Origin of the sequence: Halobacillus shinanisalinarum (assembly GCF_022919835.1) — a bacterium.
Classification (GTDB): domain Bacteria; phylum Bacillota; class Bacilli; order Bacillales; family Halobacillaceae; genus Halobacillus_A; species Halobacillus_A shinanisalinarum.
Genome location: NZ_CP095074.1, coordinates 3,201,307 through 3,225,508, shown reverse-complemented (window position 1 = coordinate 3,225,508; position 24,202 = coordinate 3,201,307). Strand labels below are relative to the sequence as shown.

Genomic DNA, 24,202 nt, shown 5'->3' with positions numbered 1-24,202 from the left:
TCGCCTTCCACTTCACCCAAAAGATCAATCATGCATAAACTATATACCATCTGCTATTCGTGGCACAATAAGATTTTTTAAAAACATTTGTCGAAAGTGAGATGATGTAAGAATGAACCAATTCAATGATTGGAAAAATAACATCGACCAGTTCTTCGGAAAAGATTTCTTCGGAGATTTCGAAGGGTTTATGAAACCCTCCATTCCTCAAATCAATCTCTATCAATATGACAATGAATTACTTTGTATGGTTAACGTTCCCGGCATGAGTCACCCAAGAAACGTTGATGTAGTCGTTGAACACGCCACCCTGATATTAACGGGAAAAATCGAAATTAATCATCGCGGCGGTCATCAGCTCAAATCCGAAATTGCGACGGGAACCTTTGAGCGCAGCATTGAACTCCCTTTCCCTGTGAGAAGTGACAAAATTGATGCCACCTATAAACATGGCTTATTAATCATTCAGCTTCACCGCTTCATTTCGGACTCAACAAAACATAAGCCGATTCGAATTCGGCACCTCGAGGACGAGTGAATTTGAAATATGCAATTACCCCAATTTGGTGCAATCATGAAAGCCGGCGGCCCTCATCACAGTTGTTGCTCTGCTTAGAATAGCGTTTAGGCTAGGAACATAAAGTACAAGATAAAAATCACGAAAAGCAGATACATGATTGGATGAACGTCTTTTTTACGCCCTTTTAACAACATAGTAATAGGATAAAAGATAAAGCCAATCGCAATTCCCGTCGCGATGCTGTACGTAAGCGGCATAGCTGCAATTGTGAAGAAGGCAGGAACAGCGATTTCAAACTCATCCCAATCGATATTTTTCAAAGTGGATGCCATGAGTACGCCTACGATGATCAAGGCAGGTGCTGTGACTTCCTGTGTGAAAACAGTTAGTAAGGGTGAAAAGAACAGAGCTAATAGGAAAAAACCTGCTGTAACTACAGATGCAAAGCCTGTTCGTCCACCCGCCCCTACGCCGGCAGTTGATTCGATGTAAGAGGTCGTCGTCGATGTTCCGACAACGGATCCTACGACTGTAGCCGCTGAATCAGAGAATAAGGCTCTTCCCGCACGTGGGAGTTTATTGTCTTTCATTAACCCTCCCTGGGTCGCCACAGCTACAAGCGTTCCGGCTGTGTCGAAGAAATCCACAAATAGGAACGTTAAGATGACGACAAGCATTTGCACAGTGAAAATATCACCAAAGTGTGTGAAAGCTGCGCCAAAGGTCGGGGCTAAACTAGGCGCAGGGCCGACAACTTCGCCGAGGGAGGAAGGCGGTGTGATGAGGCCTGTCACCATTCCAGCAATTACGGTCAGGATCATTCCGTAAAAAATCCCCCCCTTTACATCAAGCGATAAGAAGATAATAGATACAATAATTCCGAAAATAGCAAGCAGGGTTGTGGGCTCTGTTAGATCGCCAAGTGTCACTAATGTCGCGTCACTGTTTTCGACGATGCCGGCATTTTGAAAACCAATAAAAGCAATAAACAAGCCTATTCCAGCACCAACTGCCAGTTTTAAGTTGGCTGGAATGGCATTGATAATCATTTCGCGTAAGCCTGTGACTGTTAATACGATAAAAATAAGGCCAGATGCTAGTACACCAGCTAAGGCTGTTTCCCAAGGAATGCCGTAAGTCAGGACCACTGTATAGGCAAAGAAAGCGCTCAAGCCAATTCCCGGGGCTAGGGCGATCGGATATTTAGCCAACACCCCCATTATCAATGTTCCAACAGCACCAGCGATGGCTGTCGCCGTAAATACAGCCCCCTGGTCCATGCGCGTCACGCCTTCTGGTAGTTCCTCGACACCAACAAGCGCTAATGTTGACGGGTTGACGAATAAGATGTAGGCCATTGCCAGGAATGTTGTCATCCCAGCTAAAAATTCCGTCCGGTAGTTTGTTCCTGCTTCCTTAAATTTAAAATATTTCTTCATTGCTGTGTTCCTCCCCTTGTCCACTCATGTTTGTTTTTCTAAGTTGTTTGAATGCAATACGCATATCTTGGCTAAAGTCGTGCATATAATTGAAATCCCGAGCATATATCGAGGCTACTTTCGCTTTTCTACCAAAAAACACTCCTGGCCATAAAGCCAAGAGTGTTTCTACGAATCTACTAGGGAATGGACCAGCGCGTAAAATAAACGTGTGGCAGCATCCTTGACGTAGTCAGACCATTTACGGTAGTCCGGTAGAAACTTATGGGCCTTATCCCCAAAATTATACGACAGCTCTATTCACTTATTGTTTTCTTATCATACAGGGGTTGAGGTCTTCCGCCAACCAAAAATCGGAATATTACCGAACTTTAAAAAGAGTAATATTCGATTATTCCCATTCAATCGTTGCCGGCGGCTTACTTGTCACATCATAAACGACGCGATTAATATGATCGACTTCGTTGACAATCCGTGTAGAAATCTTCTCTAATACGTCCCACGGGATACGCGCCCAATCTGATGTCATCCCATCAATCGATGTGACAGCACGAATGCCAATGGTATGATCGTAAGTCCGTTCATCCCCCATCACCCCAACCGACTTGATGTTCGGGAGTACGGTAAAGTATTGCCAAATATCTCTATCTAACCCGGCATTTTTTACTTCATCACGCAAAACTGCATCCGATTCGCGGACGATTTCAAGTTTATCTTCCGTTACATCGCCAAGGATTCGAATCGCAAGGCCTGGACCAGGGAACGGTTGTCTCCACACAATATGGTCAGGAACTCCAAGCTCTGTTCCAAGGGCACGCACTTCATCTTTAAATAGCGTGTTCAAAGGTTCGATTAACTTGAACTGCATATCCTCAGGCAACCCGCCCACATTATGGTGGGATTTGATGGTCTGGGCCGTTTCAGTACCACTCTCGATAATATCTGTATAAAGGGTCCCTTGAGCGAGAAAATCAATATCCTTTAGCTTGTCCGCTTCATCATCAAATACATAGATGAATTCATTGCCGATGATTTTCCGCTTCTGTTCTGGGTCTGATACCCCAGCTAATTTTCCGAGAAACCGGTCTCTAGCATCGACTTTTATGATATTCATTTGAAAGCCGTCCCCTAAGGTCCTCATGACATCGTCAGCCTCATTTTTGCGAAGCAGCCCATGATCAACAAATATACATGTCAATTGATCCCCAATCGCCTTATGAATAAGTGCTGCAACAACAGAAGAGTCAACGCCTCCACTAAGGGCACACAAAACTTTACGGTCTCCTACCTCTGCACGGATCTTTTCGACTTCCATATCGACCACATGTTCCATTGTCCAATCATCTGTCGCTTCGCAAGCTTCAAATACAAAGCTGCGCAGAAGATCATTGCCGTATTCTGAATGACGAACCTCCGGATGGAACTGAACTCCATACATTTTCGTATCATCATTACTCATAGCAGCTACCGGACAAGACGCACTCGTAGCATCTACTTGGAATCCTGATGGAGCAGCGATCACTTTGTCGCTATGACTCATCCACACGGTTTGCTGTTTCGGAGTTTTGCGGAACAATAAAGGATCTTCATTAATTGAGATTTCTGCCTTACCATATTCACGATCTTTCGCCCGTTCTACTTTCCCGTCAAAATGATGTGTCATAAGCTGCATTCCGTAACAAATCCCAAGGACAGGAATACCTAATTCAAATAGCTCTTCATCACAGCGAAAGCTATCCTCTCCATACACACTATTTGGACCACCTGACAATATAATTCCACTAGGGTTGATTTCTCTAATTTGTTCAGCTGTCAGTTTGTGAGAATGAAGCTCACTATACACACCAAATTCACGAATTCGACGAGTAATCAGTTGGTTATACTGACTTCCAAAGTCAAGTACGAGAATCATGCCTTTCACTTGTTCCATAAAACTCAACTCCTTAATACGGGAACTTACCCCCGAAAAATAAATACTTACCGCCATTCCAAAAATAACAGCTAAATGTTATTCAGCCGTGATAACTTAAATTTCAGACGCTTTTATAAGAAATAGCTGCGGATACTAATAAAAGGTTATTTACAACCGCAAGAAGGTTTCAAGCCAATAAAAAATAGACTTCTACCCCCGGATTTTTACGGTGAAGGCAGAAGTCCATGCACAATACACACTACACGATTCCTGCCTTCATAGTCAGAACGTTACGGCGTTCCGGTAGAGACTCTCGGACCAAATTACCGAGGATATATGAAGGATTGATACCATTGATTTCATTCATTCTATCAACAGCATAGCCCGGAATCAAGACAATGCTTTTTTAATTAAATTTTCCCATAATTCTGTTACCTCGCGCCATTGTTCTTTATGGCCTTCATTTCTGTACAAGACACGTTCATAGTTATTCGTTAACTTGCGCATGTCATTGGATTGGAAATGTGTGTCGACCTTCCTCGCGTAGTCCCGAAGCGTCTGGTCAGGGGAACGTTTCAGGCCTCTATGTTCGAGAACCTTCAACAAGTATTGGTAAGCGCGTTCGTACGTATCTTCGCTGTCCCTTTTTCTAAATCGCCTGATTAAAATGGCTGTCATCCACCGGAACCTTGTATAGTATAAAGCGGCGGCGATGATTAATGCTGCGAGCAGACTGATCCATAGTGACAGGGTGGTTTGCTGTCCTGAGTCTGTGTCCGATTGGCTTGCGCTCGCCTGTTGTTCTTGGGTTTGTTCCGGCCTGCCAGTTGGGCCTTCTTCAGGTTCCTCTGCGTTGGCTGCTGCAGACTCGGCTTCCTCCTCTGTTTCGTCGATTTCAAGGTGAAAGTCTGTGTTGTTCGTAAAGCCCTGTGTTGGTTCAAAAGGAACCCAGCCTATCTCTGGGAAGTACACCTCAACCCAGGAGTGCGCGTTGCCGCTGGTTACCTCATAAACATTCAAGGTTTGGTTGTTTACTGTGGCTGTTTCGTTTTGGCGTTCACCACCGGTAAAGCCTTTCACCCAGCGGGCTGGAATGCCTTCAGCACGAAGTAGCACGACCATGGATGTTGAGTAGTTATCACAATAACCGACTTGGGATTCGAATAGAAATTGATCCACATAGTCTTGATTTTCACTAGGGACGGGAACGTCGGTCGTAGAATATTTAAATCCATTTTGAGAGAAATAAGATTCGACAGCTTTTGCTCGATCGTATCGGTTATCTTCCTCACTAACGATATCACTAGCCAATTCACGAACGCGATCCGGTAAACTATCAGGTAATTGTAGATAGTTTTCGGTAATTTCTTCTGGATCCTCGCCATTGGTTTCTCTTAATTGATTGTATTCAAAAGAAGGGGCATTGTAATGGGTGATGTATTGCTGAACCTGGTTCGGATCCCCTTCTATCAACGTATCCATCTCTCCAGTGTTCTCGTGCAAGGTGATATCCACTCTTTCAGGGAAGCGTTCCAGTTCTTGGACTCCATAAGGGTAAACAAGCTTTCTGAAATCAGCCTCATCGGTAAAATTCAGCAATGCCGTCTGTTCTTCCACCTCTACATTTTCTGTAAATGTTTGAAATTTAATGTTATCGGGGGAGATGTTGGTAACAGGGTCTGCTAACGTGTCTTCCCATCCTTTCCCTGTGTACGTATCCTTAGATTCAATTCTCCAGTATTGCTCATTGTCAGCCACTGCTTGAAAGACTGTCGTATCGTCCTGAATAAACGAACCACCAAGCCTTGAATCGTTCTCCCCATACCCTACTTTTTGAACACGTCCACCTGGTCCCGCACCTGCGTCACTATTTGAGCTAGTCAAGTAAGGGACAGGGTCCGGCCATTGCGGATCCAATTTAGGTGAAGCATATCCCACCAAGGTAGAGAACATAATCACTCCAATTAAGGGCAGTGCCCATAAGTAAGCTTTTTTTACACCTTTTAATAAAATCTCTTCTTTGTCCATTTCTTTGAAAAAATGAGCTAAGCCGAGTGAGACCATTGCCAGTATAAACGTGCGGATGATAGCCCATTGCCCATCATACATCGTAAATGTATCGACAACAGTGACATAAACAAAGGTAAGAAGAACAAAAACGAGCATCCGTTTGGAAATGATAAACCAATAGTACAGCAGATAGCTCATGAGCCATAACAAAATCAGGAATAATAGACTTCTAAATAGCGGTGTCATTTCCCACCATTGTTGTGATTGAATGACTTGAATATTGTAAATGACTTGATCATAAACAACAGAAAACCATTGTCCACTGAAAATCCGTTCAGCTACATATAACCCATCAATAATAAATAATAGACCTAGCAACTTTAATGGAACCGAGATCATCCAAGTGATTTGCAGAAATGAAATAAAAAAACAAAAACCGGCATAGATGAGGAAGACTTTAACATTTTGCGTATTTGAGATCATTTCTAGCGGCCTCAACCATTCACAAAACAGTAAAAACCCACAAACATAGATGACAATCTGATAGACTAGCCCTTGCTTATCCTGTGAGATGTCCATTATGTGTTCACCTCAAATTCTTGTTGAGTTAATTCGTCTTCTGAGATCATGTTTACGACAATTCCGTTACTTACTAACTGCTTGACCAACTTATGATCTTGAAACTCCATTTGACTGCGAGGTTTGACATAAAAGAGGACGACACGCTTGCTTTTTTGGGCTAAACGAATGAGGCTAGTAAATAAGTGCATGTCAAGTTGATGACTCACTATAAGCAACAGCATTCCCGTTAGATTCTGTGAAAGTTCACGCTCCAGCTGTTTAGCAAAAGGTGTTTGTCCTCGTGGGCGTATTTGGGCTAGATGCTGTTGAATCATGTCTTTATAGGCATGGTCCTGTTGAAAAGGAAAATATCTTTTCCCATCACCAAGTGTCATAAAGGCAAGCTGTGATGACCTGTTATAAATTTCTTCTAGTAAAGACGCACTAAATTCTACTGATCCCTCAAAACTCAAAGGATTCATATCTTCTTCATAGACGGCATTTAAGATGATCAACATATCTACGCTTTTCTCCTGCTCAAATTCCTTTGTCATCATCTGGTTGCTTTTAGCTGTTGTCTTCCAGTCAATCCATGAAAACCGGTCTCCCGGAACATACTCTCTCACACCTGAAACAACATTCGTATTTTTTTCATTCAGCTTGAAGGATGGACTGGCTCCCTGCTCAAAACTATAAGCCCTTTCTGTTAGTCTAACAGGGCGTTTATAAGGAAAGGCAATAATTTTATTATTAAGTTGATAAATCACTTCTTTCGTAATAAATCCGAAGAAATCCCCTGTTTTCACGCGAAGAGCTCGCAATTGATGCTCCCCCCTTGGAATCTCCTCTATTACGTACTGATAGCGTATGGTTCGCTTAAACCAGGGAAAAACTGCTTTCTTCACCTGTCTTCGCTTATTCAGATCATCTGGTTTACCCATGTTCCGGTACTTCTCAAAATGCGTGTCCCGCTTCATTAAAGACTCAGGAATATATTCTTCAATTACGCAATAATACATAGGAAATAGAAACGATCTAGTAATGTGAACATCGACATGAATAGTCTCCCCTGCTGTCGTTACCTTTTTAGACAAGCGGCGCTCAACCTTCCAATTATCCATTCGATAAAAAGTAAGTCCTACCATATAAAGGAGAAAGGGCAGAAAGCTGTAAAATAAGAACCAGCTGACAAAACCGCCTTGAAACATAGCATAGGAAAAAAGCACAGCAAATATAAGAAAAATAACTACTAATCTAGCTGTGAATCGAACCGATTGTTTCATTCATTTACGTTCCTCTGCACTGGAATTGAAGTCATCGTTAGCAGTTCGGCTACAATATCTTCCGCGGTTATCCTTTCAAATTTTGATTCCGTAGTTAGAATCATACGATGGGATAAAACATAGGGAGCCAAAAACTTGATATCATCAGGGACAACGTAATCTCTATCTTGGATGAAAGCATAGGCTTTAGCCGCCTTCATGAGGGCGATTGAACCTCGTGGGCTAACCCCGAGGTATACCCCTTCGTGAGTTCTTGTCCCCGTCACTAGCTCAACGATATAACGATTAACCGTTTGATCCACATACACTTCTTCTGTCTGCTTCTGCAGATCAATCAGCTCCTTACGCGATATCACGGAATCCACTGCATGAATCGGATGACTTCCAGATGTTCGTTCGAGCATCTCCATTTCCTGTTTAGCTTTCGGATAACCCATTTTCAACTTTAATAGAAAACGATCCAGCTGCGCTTCGGGCAATGGATAGGTTCCCTCATATTCGATAGGATTTTGTGTGGCCATGACGAAAAACGGCTGTTTTAAAGGTACCGCCTCCCCATCTACCGTTATACTCGTTTCTTCCATTCCTTCAAGTAACGCGGATTGTGTTTTAGGCGAAGTACGGTTAATTTCATCCGCTAATACAATATTGCCTAAAATCGGACCTGGACGAAATTCGAATTCAAGTTCTTTCGGATTATATATGGAAACTCCCGTCACATCAGACGGCAATAAGTCGGGGGTAAATTGGATACGTTTAAAATCACAATCGAGCGATTTAGCTAACGTTCGGACTAGCATCGTCTTCCCTACTCCTGGTACATCTTCCAGCAAAACGTGTCCTTTAGCAAGCAATGCAATCACACTCAATAATGCAGCTTCTTCCTTGCCAATCATTACTTTATTTATGTTCTTTAACACTTCCGTAATCTTGGGCTGGTATAAAAAAGTTTGCTGAGTCATCAGGTGTACCCCTCTCTACTTTGACAATATATTCTGAAAAGTCTCGCTCATCATAACTATACTACAACTATAGGCATACGACAAAATATCTGACAGGTTTCCGTCAAAATTTTTACATTTGGGGATGCATTATATAAAAAGCTCCTTGTAACGACGTTTTCTCCTTTCATTTACATCTTTATACTCCTTCCAAATGGAAAATAGTAACAATTGTATATGGGTTTAGTCTTTCAATTTATGCTTAAAGACTAGTAAACACGTGTTTAGAAGATACATTTCGGGGTATTTTATAATAGAGTTAATAAAAAGGGAGAGGGCCAACTTGAGATTAGATCAATCTCTGATTACTCGAATCTTACATAAAGATAAGCAAGCACTCGATCAGCTTTACGATAGATATTCCCGCATATTATATTCAGTCATCATTTCGGAGGTAAACGACTCCATGAAAACAGAACAAATCATAACATGCCTGTTTAAGGAGATATGGAACAAACCTCACCAATTCAATGGTAGATTTTTTTCCTCAAGTCTTATGAAAAAGTGCAATGTTCTTCTGCGCGCCTTTAATCTTTCTTAAGCGCCCCCGCTTAACACTCGTTGTTAACAGATATTTGCCCTGATTTCTTCCTTGGCACTAGTCATACGCCCTTCCATCATCAAACAGATTTCATAAAGTAATTGTATAGACTAAAAGGTGGTGAGATTATGGGCTACGGATACGGAAATAACGTAGGCGGCTTTGGCGGTTACGGAAATAACGTAGGCGGTTTTGGCGGTTACGGCAATAATGTTGGCGGTTTTGGCGGCTATGGCTGTGGTCATAAAGGCGGAAACAACTTCGCCCTAATTGTTGTTTTGTTTATTCTTCTCATTATTGTGGGAGCTTCATTTTACAAGTAATCTGTAATTATAAAAAAGAGCCAGGACTTAGTCACACTTAGTCCCTGGTTCTTTTCTTTTCCTTAACAAAAAAGTGCTCCTCAATTATTTACGGAAGAGTTGAGGAGCATGTTCATGATTACTTATTTATTTGAATTTTTTGCTGTGCTGTTGGCTTCCTATGAAGAGTAGAACAAGGCCCCGCCTGCAACAAGTAGCTACCTCCGTCATGTCCTATCATGTTTCTTACATTTTCAGCCGTCTGGGTAAGTGATTCCAGATTAACACCTGTCTCCATTCCCGATTCATGGAGAAAATGCACGAGATCTTCTGTTGCTACATTCCCCGATGCTCCTGGAGCGTAGGGACAGCCTCCCAGTCCAGCAATTGAACTGTCAAAATGAATCACATCCTGTTGCAACGCACTAACAGTGTTCGCTACAGCCATACCCCTTGTGTTATGAAAGTGCATCGAGAAAGTGATGGTCGGGAACTCCTCTTTTAATTCTCCTAATGTATCATACACTTGCTTTGGATTAGCCATCCCTGTCGTATCCGCCAGTGAGATTTCGCTTACACCCATCTTTTGATACCGTTTTATAATCGGGATCAATTGATTGACATGAACTTTTCCCTCATAAGGACAGCCGAAGGCCACGGATATGGATCCCCCCACAATGATGTTTTGCTTATGCGCTAAATCAATAATAGGTTCCAGTCTATTTTGGGCATCTTCTACTGTTGCATTTGCATTTGACAGACTGTGAGAATCTGTTGCTGAGAGCATTAATTTTAATTTCTTAATACCTGAATCAATTGCCCTTTGAGCCCCTTTAACATTTGGAACCAGGGCTCGAAAGTGGAGATCCTCCAAATCTTGTACCTGACGGACGACTTCCTCTGCATCTTTTAGTTGCGGAATGGCTTCTGGATGGACGAAAGAAGTTACCTCCATAGATTCTAGACCGGTTTTCGCCAGCTCTCTAATAATTTTCACCTTGTTCTCTGTAGGTATCCACTTTGCTTCGGCCTGAAAGCCGTCACGCGGCGCCACTTCACAAACAATAACTTTAGATGGCAATTCCAGATTTCGTGAGCGCATGATTAAATAATCCCCTTTGCTTTTAGTTGATTAACTTCTTCTGCTGAAAGCCCCAAACTTCCACTGTATATTTCCTCGTTATGCTCTCCAAGATCGGGCGCACGATGACGTATAGCACCAGGCGTTTTAGAAAACTTAGGCACAACACCAGGTACCTTAACTTTCCCTAAGCGAGGATGCTCCACTTCAACAATATTTTCCCGTGCTTTGAAATGTGGATCCTGAAAGATATCTTCAATGGTATAGATAGGGCTTATCGGAACACCAAAGGAATCCAATTTCTCCGTTAATTCTTTCTGTGTATATTTTTTGATCCAGTTTGAGACCATTTCCTGCACTTGTTCATCATTTTTCAGTCGTTCTGAGTTTGTATAATATCGTTCATCCTCTAACATATCCGTACGATCCATCGCTTCGGCCAGGCGATTAAATGTAGAGTCTGTACTTGTAACGAGTACAACAAATTTCCCATCGCTAGTTGCATAAGTACCCGCAGGGCTTGAGTGTCCAGAAAGTCCTGGACTTCTTTCACGCACTTTCCCATTTTGGTCATATTCGGCAACTAAAAATTCGAGCATTCGGAATATCGATTCATAAAGACCCATCTCTACAATTTGCCCTTCACCATCTTCATTAACATCACGATTGTATAACGCGCTTACTGTCGCAAGAGCCATGTACACACCAGTAATATAATCTAATAAAGAATAAGACGGGCTAACTGGCGGACGGTCAGGGTAACCTTGAATGGCTGTGTGCCCGCTGAATGCTGTACCAGGTGTGCCAAACCCAGCCTTTTCACTGTAAGGACCTGTTTGGCCATATCCAGATACCCGGGACATAATTAATTCAGGATTCACCTTTTTCAATTCTTCATATCCTAATCCCCATTTTTCCATTGTACCGGGACGGAAGTTTTCTACTAACACATCTGATTGTGAGATTAACTTCTTGAATAAGCTTTTCCCTTCCTCAGTGCGTATATCTAACGTGATCGATTTTTTGTTCCGCGCTAGCCCTGGCCATCTTAGTCCTTCTTCTCCTTTCCAAGGTCCTACTGTCCTTAAGGTGTCTCCTTTACCAGGAAGTTCGATTTTAGTTACATCTGCCCCAAAGTCCGCTAATAGGGTTGCTCCAAAAGGGGCGGCGATCATAGTTGAGATATCTAAGATTTTAATCCCAGTTAATGGTCCGAAATTTACTTTACTCATTTATATTCTCCTCTCATAATTAGATCGATCTAATTTTGGGGTAAAAAAATTTATACCTTCATGGGCTGTTGCTTATAACTCTTTCTTTCAAATGCTTTAAATGCAGGGTGATCGCTTCTACAGACTTCGCTGACTCCTTTGCTTTAACCGCTTCCAATATAGCACGGTGTTCAGACAATGCTTGTTTTGATCGGCCTTTTGCACCTAAGGTCTGCTTCCTTACCTTTTGTATCATTTGCAAATTGGATTCCATCATCGAAACAAATACAAAATTTTGGGTGGATTCTGCTAATGCAATGTGAAAGCTGCTATCTATTCCGATTTGTTCATCAGGATTTTTCAACTCCTCTTCCATTTTGGTCAATAGCCCAGCCATCTTTTTGATATTCTCTTCAGTTGCTCTAGAACTAGCGATTTCAGCTATTTTGGGTTCAAGTGTTTCTCTTGCTTCAATAAAATGGAGAATTGCTGACTTTTCCAATGTATCAATTGGATTAAAGTTGTATTTCACACGCTGGTCGATCCTTTGTACAAACCTGCCGCCGCCTACTTTGGATACAATCAATCCTTCCGATTCTAATACACGGAACGCTTCTCTTAACGATGTTCTACTGCAACCTAACTTTTCGGATAAACTTCTTTCTGCCGGGAGTCGATCCCCAGGTTCCAACTTTCCATTATCGATAAGCTGTAAAATTTGCTGCACAATTTTCTCGTATTTCCGCTCGCTCTTCATTTCTTCATAGGTTTGTTCACTCATTTATTTACACCCCCTAAATTGGTTAGTCCAATTTAGTTAAATTATAATAAATATAGTCCCGAACGTCAAGCTTGAGACAAGAAAAGACTCCGTTACAGTAACGATTTACTGTCGAAGTCTTTATGGGCGCTTAAGTCGTTTTTTCAATAATATTAATGACAGACCTTAAGTCTTCCACCGGAATCTGCCCTGGCGCAGAGCTTTGTTCCCCTATGCCGAATGTGATGGCAGATCCAAATTTCCATCCAAACATTCTGCTGATCGAGCCATACTCTCCCATGGATATAGAAACAACCGGAATATTGATATGTTTATTAATAGCTTGAGTAGCCTCAAGTAATACCAATACATCATCCATGTTGTTTGGCATAACTGAAATTTTAACCATATCGGCTTGATAATCTTCCGCTTGTCTCCCTTTTTCAAAAATGGTCTCTACAGGCGGTGTTTCTCTAAAGTTATGGTAAGAAGTGATCAGCTTTATGCCATAATTGTCAGTGATATTCCGCAGATACTTAATATCATCTTCATCATTATCCAATTCATAATCAACGAAGTCGATTGTTCCTGTCCCCATCAGCTGCGTTAGCAAGTTTAGTTTAGCCTTTTCGTTTAAGGTAATCTGCTGCCCACCCTCCGCTTCTGACCGAATCGTAAACAGGAGGGGAACTTCCTCAGCTATATCACTGACCTTTCTAAGGGCGTCTACCACCTTCGATTCATCATCTAAGTCCTTGAAATAATCCGCGCGCCATTCAATGATATCAGGTTGCTTATCTTTAATGACGTGTAATTCTTTTATCAACTCTTCTTTATCCTTACCGACAAGTGGAATGCATATCATTGGACGCTGACCGCCAACCATTTTACCTTTCACTTTAAATGCTTTTTTACTCCGCTCCATTAAAAAAATCCCCTTGACACGTCAATATTTTGGTTCCTGCAATACACGAAATGTTCTGAACCTTTATTTCATATTAGTGTCATTCTATAGGAGTTTTTTTTAACTTACAATCCTTTTTCACGTAAAAGCGCAAAAATGTTCAAAGCGAGCCGCTTTGAACATCTTTACAGTTAACTACTTTCATTCTTATCCGTATCCAAATCCAAAAGCAATTTTACCTTCTCTTGTTTATCTACTTCTTTATTTAAGATACGAAGCACTCGTTCTCTCATCTGCTCTTCTGATTCTTGTTTCATCGCTAATTCAACTAATTTCCGTTTTTCAACTTCCGATAAACTTTCTTGTTTAATATCAAAGATTTGGTTAAGTGCTTCATAGCCTAATGTACTAAGCATCTTGTTCAGGGTAGGTTGCATATACTCTCCTACTTTCTTGAAATAGCAGTTTAGTCCTTAGGCAATTGGCCCTGAGGAGAGTAACACCACAATAACCATAATGGTTCATCCCCATTGTTCACGTGCTGATGGAATTCTCCTTCAGGTATAAACATATAATCATTTTCTTTAAATGAGCGTTTGTTTCCTCTATCATCCACGACTTCACCAGAACCTTTAATGACAACATTAAGTTCCTCGGAATTGTCATGATTATGGAGGGAACTTGCTTCGCCTGGTTCAAAAACAGTTAAACCTGCCATCATATGCTTGGATCCTACATTATCAGGAGTAATTAACTGAAATACTTTTCGAACCATATTTTTATCAGGGTCTTCTAGACCTAGCCATGAAGGGTTTGAATCTTTGAATGGATCTAATACTTTAATTTCCATAACTGAACTCCTCCTTTTTTAATCGCAAATTATTTAATGCTTGCATGATGTACTTTCTTACCAGGAGAGTAAATATCCATGATGTTCCAGTGTCCATCTGTAGGGACTGGGTTATTGATCATAGGCGTATCTATAACAAAAGGTTTGTTTGATTCAATCGCTTGCTGTAATGCAGGTTTAAATTCTTCTGCTGACTCAACCTTAACCCCGTCGACCCCGTACGCTTTTGCAATGCTTGCATAATCAGGGGTGTACGATTCGCCATCTTTTGTAAACACTGTTCCATGTGTCGTATCAAAATGAGCTTTTTCAAGTCCGGCAATTGTTCCATAAGCAGAGTTGTTCATAACAATCCAAATAACTGGTATGCCTTCTTCAGCCGCCGTAGCTAATAGGGCCGGATTTTGGCCAAACCCGCCGTCGCCAACTAGGGAGACAACTACCTTATCAGGAGAAGCAATTTTAGCTCCCATAGCCGCTGGAGCTCCGAAGCCCATCGTCGCAAAGCCGCCTGGCGTAAGAATTGACCCAGCTTCATAGATAGGGAATTGTTGTCCTACCCCATTTTTATTCCAGCCTACATCCGTCGTAAGATAGGCATCTTTTGGAAGTACATCACGTACATCTGCTAAAATTCGCTGTGGCATCATAGGAAAACTGTCATCTTCCTCAAGCTCTTTATTGCTTTCGGTGAATTCTTTTCGATTATTGACAATTTCTCGTTTGATGTGATTATTTGTCAAACCCTCTGGCACTACTTCCTTAGCCACACGATTTAATACAGTCAACGCTTGTTTTAAATCAGCAACGGCTCCGATTTCAACAGGATAATTCCTGCCAATCTCATTTGGATCAATATCAATCTGAATCAGCTTTGTAGATGGAATATTAAAGGTATATTCTGACTCCCAGGAACTACTATCCGCTTCAGCAAAACGAGTTCCAAGTGCAAAAATGTAGTCTGCCTCTTTACATTTATCATTGATGAATTTCGTCCCCCAAAATCCAGTCATACCAAGAGTTAGATCATTATCATCAGATACGGCGCCTTTCCCCATTAGAGAGTGCGCTACCGGGATATCCAAATAATTGACAAGTTCTCTTAATTCTTGGGCCGCGTCTGCCAGCATGATTCCTCCACCAACATAGAACAGCGGATTTTTCGCATTGACAAGCGTTTGAATTATTTCTTTCGCCTTTTCATCATCGATCGATGGTTTCGACAGCGACTTTGTGTGATAGTTATTTTTTTCAAATAACGATTCATCAATCTTCTTAGAAAAGATATCCATGGGAACGGACACTAGGACGGGTCCGGGATTTCCGCTTTCAGCTAGTTGAAAAGCCTTTTCCATGATTTCCGGAAATAAATCCGGGCGATCGACACGCCAAGCACGCTTAACGAACGGACGATAAATTTCGTTTTGAGAAGCATCTGCATGTAAGTTAACTTCCTGGTGTGGATGCTTCCCGTAATAATGACTCGGTACATCACCTGCAATCACCACCATTGGAATGGAATCTAATGCCGCGTTAGCCACACCTGTTGCTGCATTTGTCAATCCTGGTCCTAAATGACTTAACACAACGGAAGCTTGTTTTGTCGCTCTCGCGTAGCCGTCTGCCATATGTGCTGCAATTTGTTCATGCCGAACGTTTACAAAACCAATGGAGCTCTTCTCAAGCTCAGAAAGGACCGCAATGTTTGTATGGCCGCACAAACCGAATATATGTTCAACACCTCTGTTTTCGAGGTATTGAACTAGCAAGTTCGAAACTAACTTTTCCATTTATTATGCCTCCTGAAAGTTTAGTATGATTTTTCCGTATTGACCTGACGTAGCATATTCGTACGCCTTTTTATACTCATTTAAAGGAAGAATTTCAGAGATAATCGGTTGGACGTTAAAGTCTTCCTCTTGCAAATACTCAATACTTACCAAAAAATCATCCGGGAAGTTGTAGATGATCGATCCATATAACGTTAATTCTTTTCGTACCATCTGTGTTACTGGTAATTCCGCTTTTGGTGCCATACCCACAACCACCATGGCACCACCTGGTTTGAGAATATCGACTCCTTGTTCAAACGATTGTTTAGCTCCTGCTGCCTCAATCACTACATCAAACTTTCCTGCTTCTACTTCTTCCGGCAGACACGTATTGATACCACTATAATGGCTCTGGATTTTGTTCAATTTTTCTTGATTAATATCCACGGCCGTTATATTGGCACCTAAATGATTGGCAAGAGCTACGGCCAACATCCCTTCCGCCCCACATCCGATAATAGCTACGGAAGTTCCTTGTGTGATGGAAACCTTTTTGAAAGCGTGAACAATGACAGCAAACGGTTCGATTAATACTGCCTTTTCATTTGCCAGCTCTTTAGGAACGGGTAAAACGTATTTTGAGGAAATCACAAACTCTTGGACAAACCCTCCATTAACATTGACACCTAACGACTTCTTATCAGGACAAATATTCGTTTGGCCCGACTTACAATAGTTACATTCACCACAAAAAGAGTTCGGTTGAATGACTACTCGCTGGCCAATGTTTTCTTTTACATTAGCACCGGTTTGCACGATTTCACCTACTAATTCATGCCCGGGTGAAACTGGATAACTAGCATGCTCAATCTTCCCTTTGTATACATTTACGTCTGAACCACAAATTCCTCCGTAAATTAACTTAAGTTTCACTTCATCATCTTGAAGTGTAGGTATGGATGCAAATTCTTTTAATTCTAGATCACTAGGGTTCTTTAAAAATAATCCATACATCTTTGTCACCGCCAATCCTTCCTGTTCAAAACTGTGCAATAGATTATTATTTAGGTAGTTTTAATACAATCATTTTACTTTCTGTCATGTCTTGAATCGCATAGCGTGGACCTTCACGTCCGATTCCACTATCTTTAACTCCACCGTAAGGCCAATGATCTAAACGGAAGTTTGATGTTCCGTTAATAACGACTCCTCCGACCTCAAGTTCATGTGCCACCTTATAGGCTAGGTCAATTTGGTTTGTGAAAATCCCTGTTTGCAGTCCAAAAGAAGAGTCATTTGCTTCTTCTACTGCTTCCTCCAAGTCTTCATAAGGAATCACACTAACTACAGGTCCGAAAACCTCTTGGCAAACCACTTTGCTTTGCTTGGGAGGATTCACAATGACAGTGGGCTCAACGGACGCTCCTTTTTTCTCTCCCCCGATTAGTACTTCAGCACCTGAGCTGACAGCTTCGCCAATCCAACCGATCACACGGTCCGCCGCTTTTTCATCCACTAAAGTACCAACATCTGTGTCGGGAAGCAGTGGGTCTCCTACCTTTAGTTTGGACACTTCTTGTTTTAATTGGGGTACAAAATCATCCAATACAGATTTGTGAACATAGACCCTTTGAACGGAAATACAGCTTTGTCCCGAGTTACTGTACCCTGTTTTCGCACATTGTTGGGCGGCATCTGATATATTGGCATCTTCATGAACGATCGTAGCTGCATTACCACCTAGCTCTAATAGTACTTTTTTTATCCCGGCTATTTCACAAATGTTTCTACTTGCAACTGTACCTCCAGTAAATGAAATGACATTTACTCGATCATCTCTTACTATTTGTTGACCTGTGTCCACCCCGCCAAGCACCATGTTCACCGCATTTTTAGGAACGCCGGCTTCAAGCAACAACTTCAACAACTCCGTAGCAATAAGTGTCGTTTGTGGGGCAGGTTTTAAAATGGTTGTATTCCCACCAGCAAAGGCAGGCCCTAATTTGTGGCAAACTAGATTCAACGGTGCATTAAAAGGAGTGATCGCTGCAACTACACCAACGGGAACGCGATGAGTTGAGGCAATAGTGTGTACCCCTCTTTCTGATGCGTCCCCGGCAATGTTTCCCCGTGAAGACGTTTTGCTTCTTCAGCGGACAACTCTAATGTTTCAATGGATCGATCTACCTCGCCTAACGTATTTTTTAATGGCTTTCCTAATTCACTAGAAATGATCTTTGCCAATTTCTCTTTATTTTGTTCCATCAATTCCGATGCTTTTTTCAATATCTTCGCACGTTTTACAGATGGAATATCCCTAATCTCTTTTTTACTTGAATAAGCGGCATTAAGAGCTCGCTCTACATCTTCTTCTGTAGCTAAGTATTGTTCTCCAATCATTTCTTGAGTAAATGGACTTTTTATTTCTAATCTCTCCCGATCGTCTGAAATCCACTCTCCTGAGATAAAAGGTTGTGCTTTAAGATTCATTTTACTCACCCTCTTTTCATAATTGGATCGATCTACTAAATGAAGTTTATTTGATTTTTCACCTTTTCTTACGTAAGATGGTTATTAGATCGATCTAATGAAACCGTTATCAATATAATACGATAGAAAATTGAAAATTTCAATACCCATCTATATTCTTTTACTGCAAATCTTAATCATGCTCTCAAAAGGAGGGGAAATATGCGTGTTTATATCTACCCTGTTTTAATTTTCCTTTATCTTCTATCACAAATTTGGGAAGGAGATACCACCCTCTATATTGTTGGAATCTTTGCAAATCTTGCAATCCTCATTTCATTGTTTTTTGCAAAAGGATTGTATTTATATTCCGGTATTACTTTTTACGTGATAGGATTTCTCTTGTTCTTAAACAATGATTCGTCATGGCATACAGTATTTCTCCACTTTGACTCGATGCTAGGCATTTTGTCATTATTTTTATTGCTTCCTTTTCTAAATTCTTTAATTCAAGTTGGGCGGTATGATACCAACCTTAATCTATTCTTAAAATATAAAGTAGATGGTGTCAGCGATTTATATAAACGAAGTTCTTTTGTGTCTCACGTCCTAGGTTTATTCCTGAACATTGCCACTATTCCACTGTTACTGCGGTCATTAAAGAATACACTCAAACATCTCCCATTAAACATAAGCAATAAATTCTATTCGGAAAATTTATTACGTGCTTATGCAATGTGTCTGACCTGGAGTCCGCTTGAAATTATGGTGATTAAGTCGCTTGAAATCACCCAAGAAAGCTACATATTTATATTTCCTTTCATCTTTTTTATTGCCGTCTTGACTTTATTTCTAGATTGGTATATAGCTAAAAGAAAATATAAACATCTTCCATTAGAAACAACGTCTAGTAAAATGGATATTTCCTATCAATATATATTTAAAAAGATTCGGGAATTATTTTTATTGTTGCTAATTCTTGTTGTGACGGTCACTTTTTTTAATCAATTGTTTAATCAAAGCTATCTTTTCTCTTTAGTCCTGCTCATTCTACCAATTTCATTACTTTGGGCCCTGTATATTCGTAAAGTCAAAAGGTATGTATCTCTTGCTATCCCTTATTGGAAATTAAAAACAAAAGGATTGTCGAACTATTTTTTCATGTTCTTAAGTGCAGGTTTTTTTGTGGAAATGTTAGCCACTACTGAACTTATCGGAATCTTGCAAACTATTTTCGTTTCTACAGCAGACCTAACATTCATTTTCTATCTAATGATTGGTGGATATTTCTTACTTTCGTCTTATATAGGGTTTCATCCCTTAGTATCCATTGTACTGCTAGCTGAACTATTGGTTCCTATCTTACCTCAAGTAGCAAACATTTCATTAACTTTAGTATTAATCGCCTGCAGCCTAAGCACAGTTATGTACAGCCCATTTAATATTTCTGTATCTATACTAGCCAATCAACTAAAAATGAACCCTTACCGTTTAGGATTATGGAACGTCGGTTTTTCCATAGGCTATATGCTCTTAACAATGACGATTGCGTATACGCTGAATCTTTTTTTAGCCATATAAATTTTTGCACATTTACTGCTAAATGTATTATAATCAATCCAACTTTTATAAACTAAAGGATGCTTTCATATGGTAAACAAAGACATTTCATTAAGAGAAATTCCGCTAAGAGAAAAAAGTATCGTGTTTGTCGGCTTTATGGGTGTTGGTAAAACAACAATAGGCAGGTTGGTTGCCAAAAAACTTCACCGAAGCTTTATTGATGTTGACCAGGAAATTGAAAATAAATATCAAATGCCCACTTCTGAAATCTTTAAAACAATTGGTGAAAAAGCCTTTCGTAAAGAAGAAAAAAACACTATTACTACATGTTGCCAACAGAGGCTGAAGATTATATCACTTGGTGGAGGAGCATTCTTGCAAGAGGAGATTCGTAATGTTTGCTTGACTAACTGTATTGTTTTCTATTTGGACATTTCATGGGATTCCTGGAAGGAAAGACTGAGTATGCTAGTAGACAGCCGCCCGGTGCTGCAAGGGAGAACGATTGAAGAAATAGAAACGTTATTTCACGAAAGAAAAGATAGCTACTCTGACCACAATTCTAAGTTAATGACGGACCAGCTAGATGAAGAAGAAGTCGCTGATTATATTACAGAATCGTTAAAAATGGCCTGGAATTTATATGATTAATCCGAGTCTTATCAGAAAAGCAGATGACTCTCACTTGGAGGGTCATCTGCTTTTTGGTATCTATTAATCATATAAATTAGGAGGATTCTCTTATAACCAAATCCGGGTGTAGGATAATGCGCTGCTGCTCTACCTCGTTATTATTTATTCGCTGATGCAGTAAATCAGCCGCTTTACTGCCGATAACTTTTGCATGAGAGGAAATGGTCGTTAATGACGGATAGGATAGTGTTGCTGATTCTTCTACATTATCAAATCCTACTACTGCCACATCCTTACCAGGCTGATAACCAGCCCTGCGTAATCCCTCTATTACACCGAAAGCAACTAAGTCATTGAAGCAGAAAACTGCACTAGGCGGATCTGATTCTTCCAATACACGCTCGATCGATTCCACCCCGCCTGATCTTTCAGCAGAACTCTCTACAATCAGTGACTCATCTACCTCTATTTCCGCTTTCTTATGTGCAAGCATATAACCTTTCTTCCGATTTTGCCATGCAGAGGACTCTGAATTTCCACCGACAAACGCAATTCTTTGGTGACCCTTATTAATGAGGTGCTCTACTGCCATTTGGGCACCTTCTGCATAATTAATACCTACATAATCACAAGCGAGCCCCTCTATTTCTCTAACAGCGGTAACGATAGGGAGGTTCCATCTTTGCAGCTCTTCCACATTTATCGATGAACTATCAGATACTGGGCAAAGAATGATTCCGCCTACCCTATGTTCCATCATAGTAGAAATAAGTTTCTGTTGTTTATTTTCCATATCAAACGTAGTTCCTAGGATAACTGTATAGCCATCTTCTTCCAATCTATTATGGACGCCTACTAACAATTCATTAAAAAAAGGGTTAGCGATATCAGTAATAATCAATCCTACTGTGGTTGAACTCTGCCCTCTCAAATTCGCCGCGACACGGTCATAAACATATCCTAATTCCTCCATAGAGGCCAATACTTTTTCCCGGGTAGGCTCTGAAATGCTTGGACTGTTACGTACGATAAGAGAAGCGGTCGCTCGAGATACTCCAGCATGTTCCGCCACCTGTTTTAAAGTAACGCGAGCTTTTTTCTGACTCAAATTCTTCACCTCAAAAAACAAATTAGTAAAAATATCTATTTATTTGATTATATGGTCATTGATTTATACTGTCAATTTGCGGCCTCTTTCATATTGGGGTGAAGTTCCTCTGATAAGTATTCGGTTATGTTAAATATTCAACTACTGATTGCAATGCCTCTTTACAGTCTGTACCTGCTGCACGAACCCAAATTTTGTCTCCATTCTTTATTTTAAGTGTAATCAAACCTAGGAAACTTTTTAAATTAATCTCATAAATACTTCCTTGATATATTTTTTTAAGAAATATTTCGGACTTATAGGGTTGGAGTCTATCACTCAGTTCAATAATGGTTTGCTCTTCACTTATGTTGACAATAATCTCTTGATTGCTCTCTTTCATATTAAGTCCTCCATTAAATTATAGTTAATATCTATTTTAAAAACATTAAGGAAATCTGAGGAATAAATATAATTAGCAAAAGCGTAACGATCATTGCTACAAAGAAAGGAACGATTGCTTTAGAAAGAGACTCTATCGATAATCCAGAGATCCCAGAACCAACAAATAAATTCACACCTAGAGGAGGTGTTATAAACCCAATAGCCAGGTTGGCAACCATAATAATTCCAAAATGAACAGGATCATATCCTATTTCTGTAGCTATTGGCAAAAGAATCGGAGTTAAAATGATGATGGCTGCCAATGTATCCATAAAACAACCGACAATGAGTAGAAGCAAACTAATTAGCATAATAATGATGATTGGGCTTTCTGAAATGGAAAGCATAGCATTGGCTACCTTAGTAGGGATTTGCTCAACTGTTAATAGTCTGCCAAATACTGTGGCAGCCCCAACTATAATCAAAACTGTAGCTGTCGTTAAGGCAGAGTCGGCAAAAACTTTCGGTAAATCTTTTATATTAAGTTCCCTGTATAAAAGCAAACCTGCAATTAACCCATATACTACGGCAACCGCTGCTGCTTCGGTAGGTGTAAATATACCTCCATATATTCCCCCGATAATAATAATAGGAATTAACAGCGCCCATTTAGCATCCCAAGCGGCATCATAAAACCGCTTAAACGTAAACTTCTCACCTGTTCCACGATAACCCATCTTCTTAGAATAATAATAGGAATAAACCATTAATCCTGCGGCAACTAAACAGCCTGGTATAATGCCTGCAACGAATAAATCGCCTACAGAAGCTCCTCCAACAACTCCATATATAACCATAGGGATACTTGGTGGGATGATAACTCCTAAAGAACCAGCAGCTGCAACTAATGCAGTAGCAAACTTTTTATCATACCCCATTTTAACCATCGAAGGGATCATAATTCCTCCTATCGCTGCAACTGTAGCCGGACCCGACCCTGAGATAGCAGCAAAAAACATGCACGTAACAATGGTTGCCATGGCAAAGCCGCCCGTTTTATTACCAACCAATGTGTTGGCTAAGGTAAAAAGACGGTTGGATATCCCACCCTTCCCCATAATTTCAGCAGCTAAGATAAAGAAAGGAACAGCCATAATTGGAAAGGAATCGACTGAAGTGATTAAGGTTTGTGCGATATATTCAACCGGAAGCGTATTAGTATAAATAAGGGTGAGTAATGAAGCAACCCCTAATGCAATACCTATTGGGACACTAATTAGTAACAAAACTGTAAAGCCACCAAATAACAATGCAGCTGTCATGTTCTACCTCCCCCTGTCATGTCCTGTTCATGTGTAAGAACGTTAGCTCTACTGCTTCCGTTAGCCAATGGTTCCTCTTCCTTGCCATCCTTACCTGTAAGAAAGGCATATTGCTTGGCTAACTGTTGAATGATTCTAATGGCAGTCAGTCCCATTCCTACAGGTGTTGCTAAGTAAACAATCCCCATGGGAAGATTTAATCCGGGTGATGTCTGTCCCCAATCCAATATTTTATAAGCAATTTCAAACCCATAAATAACGACGAAAATAGCAAAGGTCAAAAATATAACATTTGCGATCATTGTCAGGACAACTTTACCTTTGTCTTTAAGTAATAAAAGCATGACATCGACCTTTATATGCCGTTGTTTTTTCACTCCATAGCTAATCCCTATGTAAACAAGCCATATGAAGCAGTACCTTCCTAATTCCTCTGACCACCCTAACGACTCCCCAAATAACCTCATAAAGATTTGCAAGGATATAGCCGTAACCATGATCACGGAAAAGAAAACGAGGAAAAATTCTTCAAAATGTCTATCTAACCATTTAATTACTTTCATAAGATTGCCCTTCCTTTCAACTTGAGACTTTCAA

Annotated in this window: 21 protein-coding genes, 1 pseudogene and 2 riboswitches; of the genes and pseudogenes, 4 read left to right on the top strand and 18 right to left on the bottom strand. The window is 40.6% G+C overall.

Annotation, left to right across the window (positions count from 1 at the left end):
- Nucleotides 1-112: 112 nt before the first annotated feature.
- A complete protein-coding gene (locus MUO14_RS16050) occupies nt 113-538 on the top strand; it encodes an Hsp20/alpha crystallin family protein (protein WP_244751615.1) in 426 nt (141 codons plus the stop codon).
- Between the two features lie 86 nt (nt 539-624).
- Here the strand turns inward: MUO14_RS16050 and MUO14_RS16045 are convergent, their stop codons facing one another.
- The 5 genes from MUO14_RS16045 to MUO14_RS16025 all read right to left on the bottom strand — a co-directional run bounded on the left by MUO14_RS16045 (nt 625) and on the right by MUO14_RS16025 (nt 8,687).
- On the bottom strand, nt 625-1,959 hold the full coding sequence (locus tag MUO14_RS16045) for an NCS2 family permease (protein ID WP_244751614.1): 1,335 nt from the start codon (nt 1,957-1,959) through the stop codon (nt 625-627).
- Between the two features lie 209 nt (nt 1,960-2,168).
- Nucleotides 2,169-2,270: riboswitch (purine riboswitch) on the bottom strand.
- 80 nt (nt 2,271-2,350) lie between these two features.
- Complete coding sequence (gene guaA / locus MUO14_RS16040; RefSeq protein WP_244751613.1) at nt 2,351-3,889, bottom strand: glutamine-hydrolyzing GMP synthase; 1,539 nt, start codon at nt 3,887-3,889, stop codon at nt 2,351-2,353.
- Between the two features lie 241 nt (nt 3,890-4,130).
- A riboswitch (purine riboswitch) is annotated at nt 4,131-4,231 on the bottom strand.
- Nucleotides 4,232-4,261: 30 nt separating this feature from the next.
- Entirely contained in the window at nt 4,262-6,460 is a 2,199-nt protein-coding gene (locus tag MUO14_RS16035) for a transglutaminase TgpA family protein (protein ID WP_244751612.1), read from the bottom strand.
- Entirely contained in the window at nt 6,460-7,725 is a 1,266-nt protein-coding gene (locus tag MUO14_RS16030; RefSeq protein ID WP_244751611.1) for a DUF58 domain-containing protein, read from the bottom strand. The genes MUO14_RS16035 and MUO14_RS16030 overlap by 1 nt, the downstream gene beginning before the upstream one ends.
- Nucleotides 7,722-8,687 (bottom strand): AAA family ATPase, encoded by a 966-nt coding sequence (locus MUO14_RS16025; protein WP_244751610.1) that lies wholly within the window; start codon nt 8,685-8,687, stop codon nt 7,722-7,724. The genes MUO14_RS16030 and MUO14_RS16025 overlap by 4 nt, the downstream gene beginning before the upstream one ends.
- A gap of 708 nt (nt 8,688-9,395) precedes the next feature.
- On the opposite strand from MUO14_RS16025, the gene MUO14_RS24485 reads away from it, so the two are divergent.
- Entirely contained in the window at nt 9,396-9,590 is a 195-nt protein-coding gene (locus tag MUO14_RS24485) for a YjcZ family sporulation protein (protein WP_304654190.1), read from the top strand.
- 118 nt (nt 9,591-9,708) lie between these two features.
- Here the strand turns inward: MUO14_RS24485 and MUO14_RS16015 are convergent, their stop codons facing one another.
- The 9 genes and pseudogenes from MUO14_RS16015 to MUO14_RS15975 all read right to left on the bottom strand — a co-directional run bounded on the left by MUO14_RS16015 (nt 9,709) and on the right by MUO14_RS15975 (nt 18,637).
- On the bottom strand, nt 9,709-10,671 hold the full coding sequence (locus MUO14_RS16015; RefSeq protein WP_244751609.1) for a hydroxymethylglutaryl-CoA lyase: 963 nt from the start codon (nt 10,669-10,671) through the stop codon (nt 9,709-9,711).
- 2 nt (nt 10,672-10,673) lie between these two features.
- A complete protein-coding gene (locus MUO14_RS16010; RefSeq protein WP_244751608.1) occupies nt 10,674-11,882 on the bottom strand; it encodes a CaiB/BaiF CoA transferase family protein in 1,209 nt (402 codons plus the stop codon).
- Nucleotides 11,883-11,940: 58 nt separating this feature from the next.
- A complete protein-coding gene (locus MUO14_RS16005) occupies nt 11,941-12,642 on the bottom strand; it encodes a FadR/GntR family transcriptional regulator (RefSeq protein WP_244751607.1) in 702 nt (233 codons plus the stop codon).
- A gap of 130 nt (nt 12,643-12,772) precedes the next feature.
- Nucleotides 12,773-13,546, bottom strand: a complete 774-nt coding sequence (aroD, locus tag MUO14_RS16000) for a type I 3-dehydroquinate dehydratase (RefSeq protein WP_244751606.1) — start codon at nt 13,544-13,546, stop codon at nt 12,773-12,775.
- Between the two features lie 170 nt (nt 13,547-13,716).
- Nucleotides 13,717-13,962 (bottom strand): hypothetical protein, encoded by a 246-nt coding sequence (locus tag MUO14_RS15995; protein ID WP_244751605.1) that lies wholly within the window; start codon nt 13,960-13,962, stop codon nt 13,717-13,719.
- 29 nt (nt 13,963-13,991) lie between these two features.
- Entirely contained in the window at nt 13,992-14,375 is a 384-nt protein-coding gene (locus MUO14_RS15990; protein ID WP_244751604.1) for a cupin domain-containing protein, read from the bottom strand.
- 29 nt (nt 14,376-14,404) lie between these two features.
- On the bottom strand, nt 14,405-16,165 hold the full coding sequence (locus tag MUO14_RS15985) for a thiamine pyrophosphate-binding protein (RefSeq protein WP_244751603.1): 1,761 nt from the start codon (nt 16,163-16,165) through the stop codon (nt 14,405-14,407).
- A gap of 3 nt (nt 16,166-16,168) precedes the next feature.
- The gene (locus MUO14_RS15980) at nt 16,169-17,161 is read right to left on the bottom strand and encodes a zinc-dependent alcohol dehydrogenase (RefSeq protein WP_244755616.1); all 993 of its coding nucleotides are present in this window, start codon (nt 17,159-17,161) and stop codon (nt 16,169-16,171) included.
- A gap of 46 nt (nt 17,162-17,207) precedes the next feature.
- Nucleotides 17,208-18,637, bottom strand: a pseudogene (locus MUO14_RS15975) (aldehyde dehydrogenase family protein).
- Nucleotides 18,638-18,838: 201 nt separating this feature from the next.
- Here MUO14_RS15975 and MUO14_RS15970 point away from each other — a divergent pair.
- A complete protein-coding gene (locus MUO14_RS15970; RefSeq protein ID WP_244751602.1) occupies nt 18,839-20,197 on the top strand; it encodes a hypothetical protein in 1,359 nt (452 codons plus the stop codon).
- 69 nt (nt 20,198-20,266) lie between these two features.
- Entirely contained in the window at nt 20,267-20,830 is a 564-nt protein-coding gene (locus MUO14_RS15965) for a shikimate kinase (RefSeq protein WP_244751601.1), read from the top strand.
- Nucleotides 20,831-20,906: 76 nt separating this feature from the next.
- Here MUO14_RS15965 and MUO14_RS15960 read toward each other — a convergent pair whose 3' ends face one another.
- The 4 genes from MUO14_RS15960 to MUO14_RS15945 form a co-directional block, all read right to left on the bottom strand.
- Nucleotides 20,907-21,920, bottom strand: coding sequence for a LacI family DNA-binding transcriptional regulator (locus tag MUO14_RS15960; protein ID WP_244751600.1), 1,014 nt, complete (start codon nt 21,918-21,920; stop codon nt 20,907-20,909).
- Between the two features lie 124 nt (nt 21,921-22,044).
- The gene (locus tag MUO14_RS15955; protein ID WP_244751599.1) at nt 22,045-22,302 is read right to left on the bottom strand and encodes an HPr family phosphocarrier protein; all 258 of its coding nucleotides are present in this window, start codon (nt 22,300-22,302) and stop codon (nt 22,045-22,047) included.
- A 31-nt stretch (nt 22,303-22,333) separates the two neighbouring features.
- Nucleotides 22,334-23,605 carry a TRAP transporter large permease gene (locus tag MUO14_RS15950; protein ID WP_244751598.1) on the bottom strand — a complete coding sequence of 424 codons (1,272 nt, stop codon included), beginning with the start codon at nt 23,603-23,605 and terminating at the stop codon, nt 22,334-22,336.
- Complete coding sequence (locus MUO14_RS15945; protein WP_244751597.1) at nt 23,602-24,168, bottom strand: TRAP transporter small permease; 567 nt, start codon at nt 24,166-24,168, stop codon at nt 23,602-23,604. The genes MUO14_RS15950 and MUO14_RS15945 overlap by 4 nt, the downstream gene beginning before the upstream one ends.
- Nucleotides 24,169-24,202 lie beyond the last annotated feature (34 nt).

What these genes read in the sequence shown, in the direction of transcription:
- MUO14_RS15995 (WP_244751605.1), bottom strand. Translation starts at nt 13,962, where the DNA reads ATGCAACCTACCCTGAACAAGATGCTTAGTACATTAGGCTATGAAGCA.
- MUO14_RS15985 (WP_244751603.1), bottom strand. Translation starts at nt 16,165, where the DNA reads ATGGAAAAGTTAGTTTCGAACTTGCTAGTTCAATACCTCGAAAACAGA.
- MUO14_RS15980 (WP_244755616.1), bottom strand. Translation starts at nt 17,161, where the DNA reads ATGTATGGATTATTTTTAAAGAACCCTAGTGATCTAGAATTAAAAGAA.
- MUO14_RS16030 (WP_244751611.1), bottom strand. Translation starts at nt 7,725, where the DNA reads ATGAAACAATCGGTTCGATTCACAGCTAGATTAGTAGTTATTTTTCTT.
- MUO14_RS16025 (WP_244751610.1), bottom strand. Translation starts at nt 8,687, where the DNA reads ATGACTCAGCAAACTTTTTTATACCAGCCCAAGATTACGGAAGTGTTA.
- MUO14_RS15965 (WP_244751601.1), top strand. Translation starts at nt 20,267, where the DNA reads ATGGTAAACAAAGACATTTCATTAAGAGAAATTCCGCTAAGAGAAAAA.
- MUO14_RS15945 (WP_244751597.1), bottom strand. Translation starts at nt 24,168, where the DNA reads ATGAAAGTAATTAAATGGTTAGATAGACATTTTGAAGAATTTTTCCTC.
- guaA (WP_244751613.1), bottom strand. Translation starts at nt 3,889, where the DNA reads ATGGAACAAGTGAAAGGCATGATTCTCGTACTTGACTTTGGAAGTCAG.
- MUO14_RS15950 (WP_244751598.1), bottom strand. Translation starts at nt 23,605, where the DNA reads ATGACAGCTGCATTGTTATTTGGTGGCTTTACAGTTTTGTTACTAATT.
- MUO14_RS24485 (WP_304654190.1), top strand. Translation starts at nt 9,396, where the DNA reads ATGGGCTACGGATACGGAAATAACGTAGGCGGCTTTGGCGGTTACGGA.
- MUO14_RS15990 (WP_244751604.1), bottom strand. Translation starts at nt 14,375, where the DNA reads ATGGAAATTAAAGTATTAGATCCATTCAAAGATTCAAACCCTTCATGG.
- MUO14_RS15970 (WP_244751602.1), top strand. Translation starts at nt 18,839, where the DNA reads ATGCGTGTTTATATCTACCCTGTTTTAATTTTCCTTTATCTTCTATCA.
- MUO14_RS16005 (WP_244751607.1), bottom strand. Translation starts at nt 12,642, where the DNA reads ATGAGTGAACAAACCTATGAAGAAATGAAGAGCGAGCGGAAATACGAG.
- MUO14_RS16015 (WP_244751609.1), bottom strand. Translation starts at nt 10,671, where the DNA reads ATGCGCTCACGAAATCTGGAATTGCCATCTAAAGTTATTGTTTGTGAA.
- MUO14_RS15955 (WP_244751599.1), bottom strand. Translation starts at nt 22,302, where the DNA reads ATGAAAGAGAGCAATCAAGAGATTATTGTCAACATAAGTGAAGAGCAA.
- MUO14_RS16045 (WP_244751614.1), bottom strand. Translation starts at nt 1,959, where the DNA reads ATGAAGAAATATTTTAAATTTAAGGAAGCAGGAACAAACTACCGGACG.
- MUO14_RS16010 (WP_244751608.1), bottom strand. Translation starts at nt 11,882, where the DNA reads ATGAGTAAAGTAAATTTCGGACCATTAACTGGGATTAAAATCTTAGAT.
- MUO14_RS16035 (WP_244751612.1), bottom strand. Translation starts at nt 6,460, where the DNA reads ATGGACATCTCACAGGATAAGCAAGGGCTAGTCTATCAGATTGTCATC.
- aroD (WP_244751606.1), bottom strand. Translation starts at nt 13,546, where the DNA reads ATGGAGCGGAGTAAAAAAGCATTTAAAGTGAAAGGTAAAATGGTTGGC.
- MUO14_RS16050 (WP_244751615.1), top strand. Translation starts at nt 113, where the DNA reads ATGAACCAATTCAATGATTGGAAAAATAACATCGACCAGTTCTTCGGA.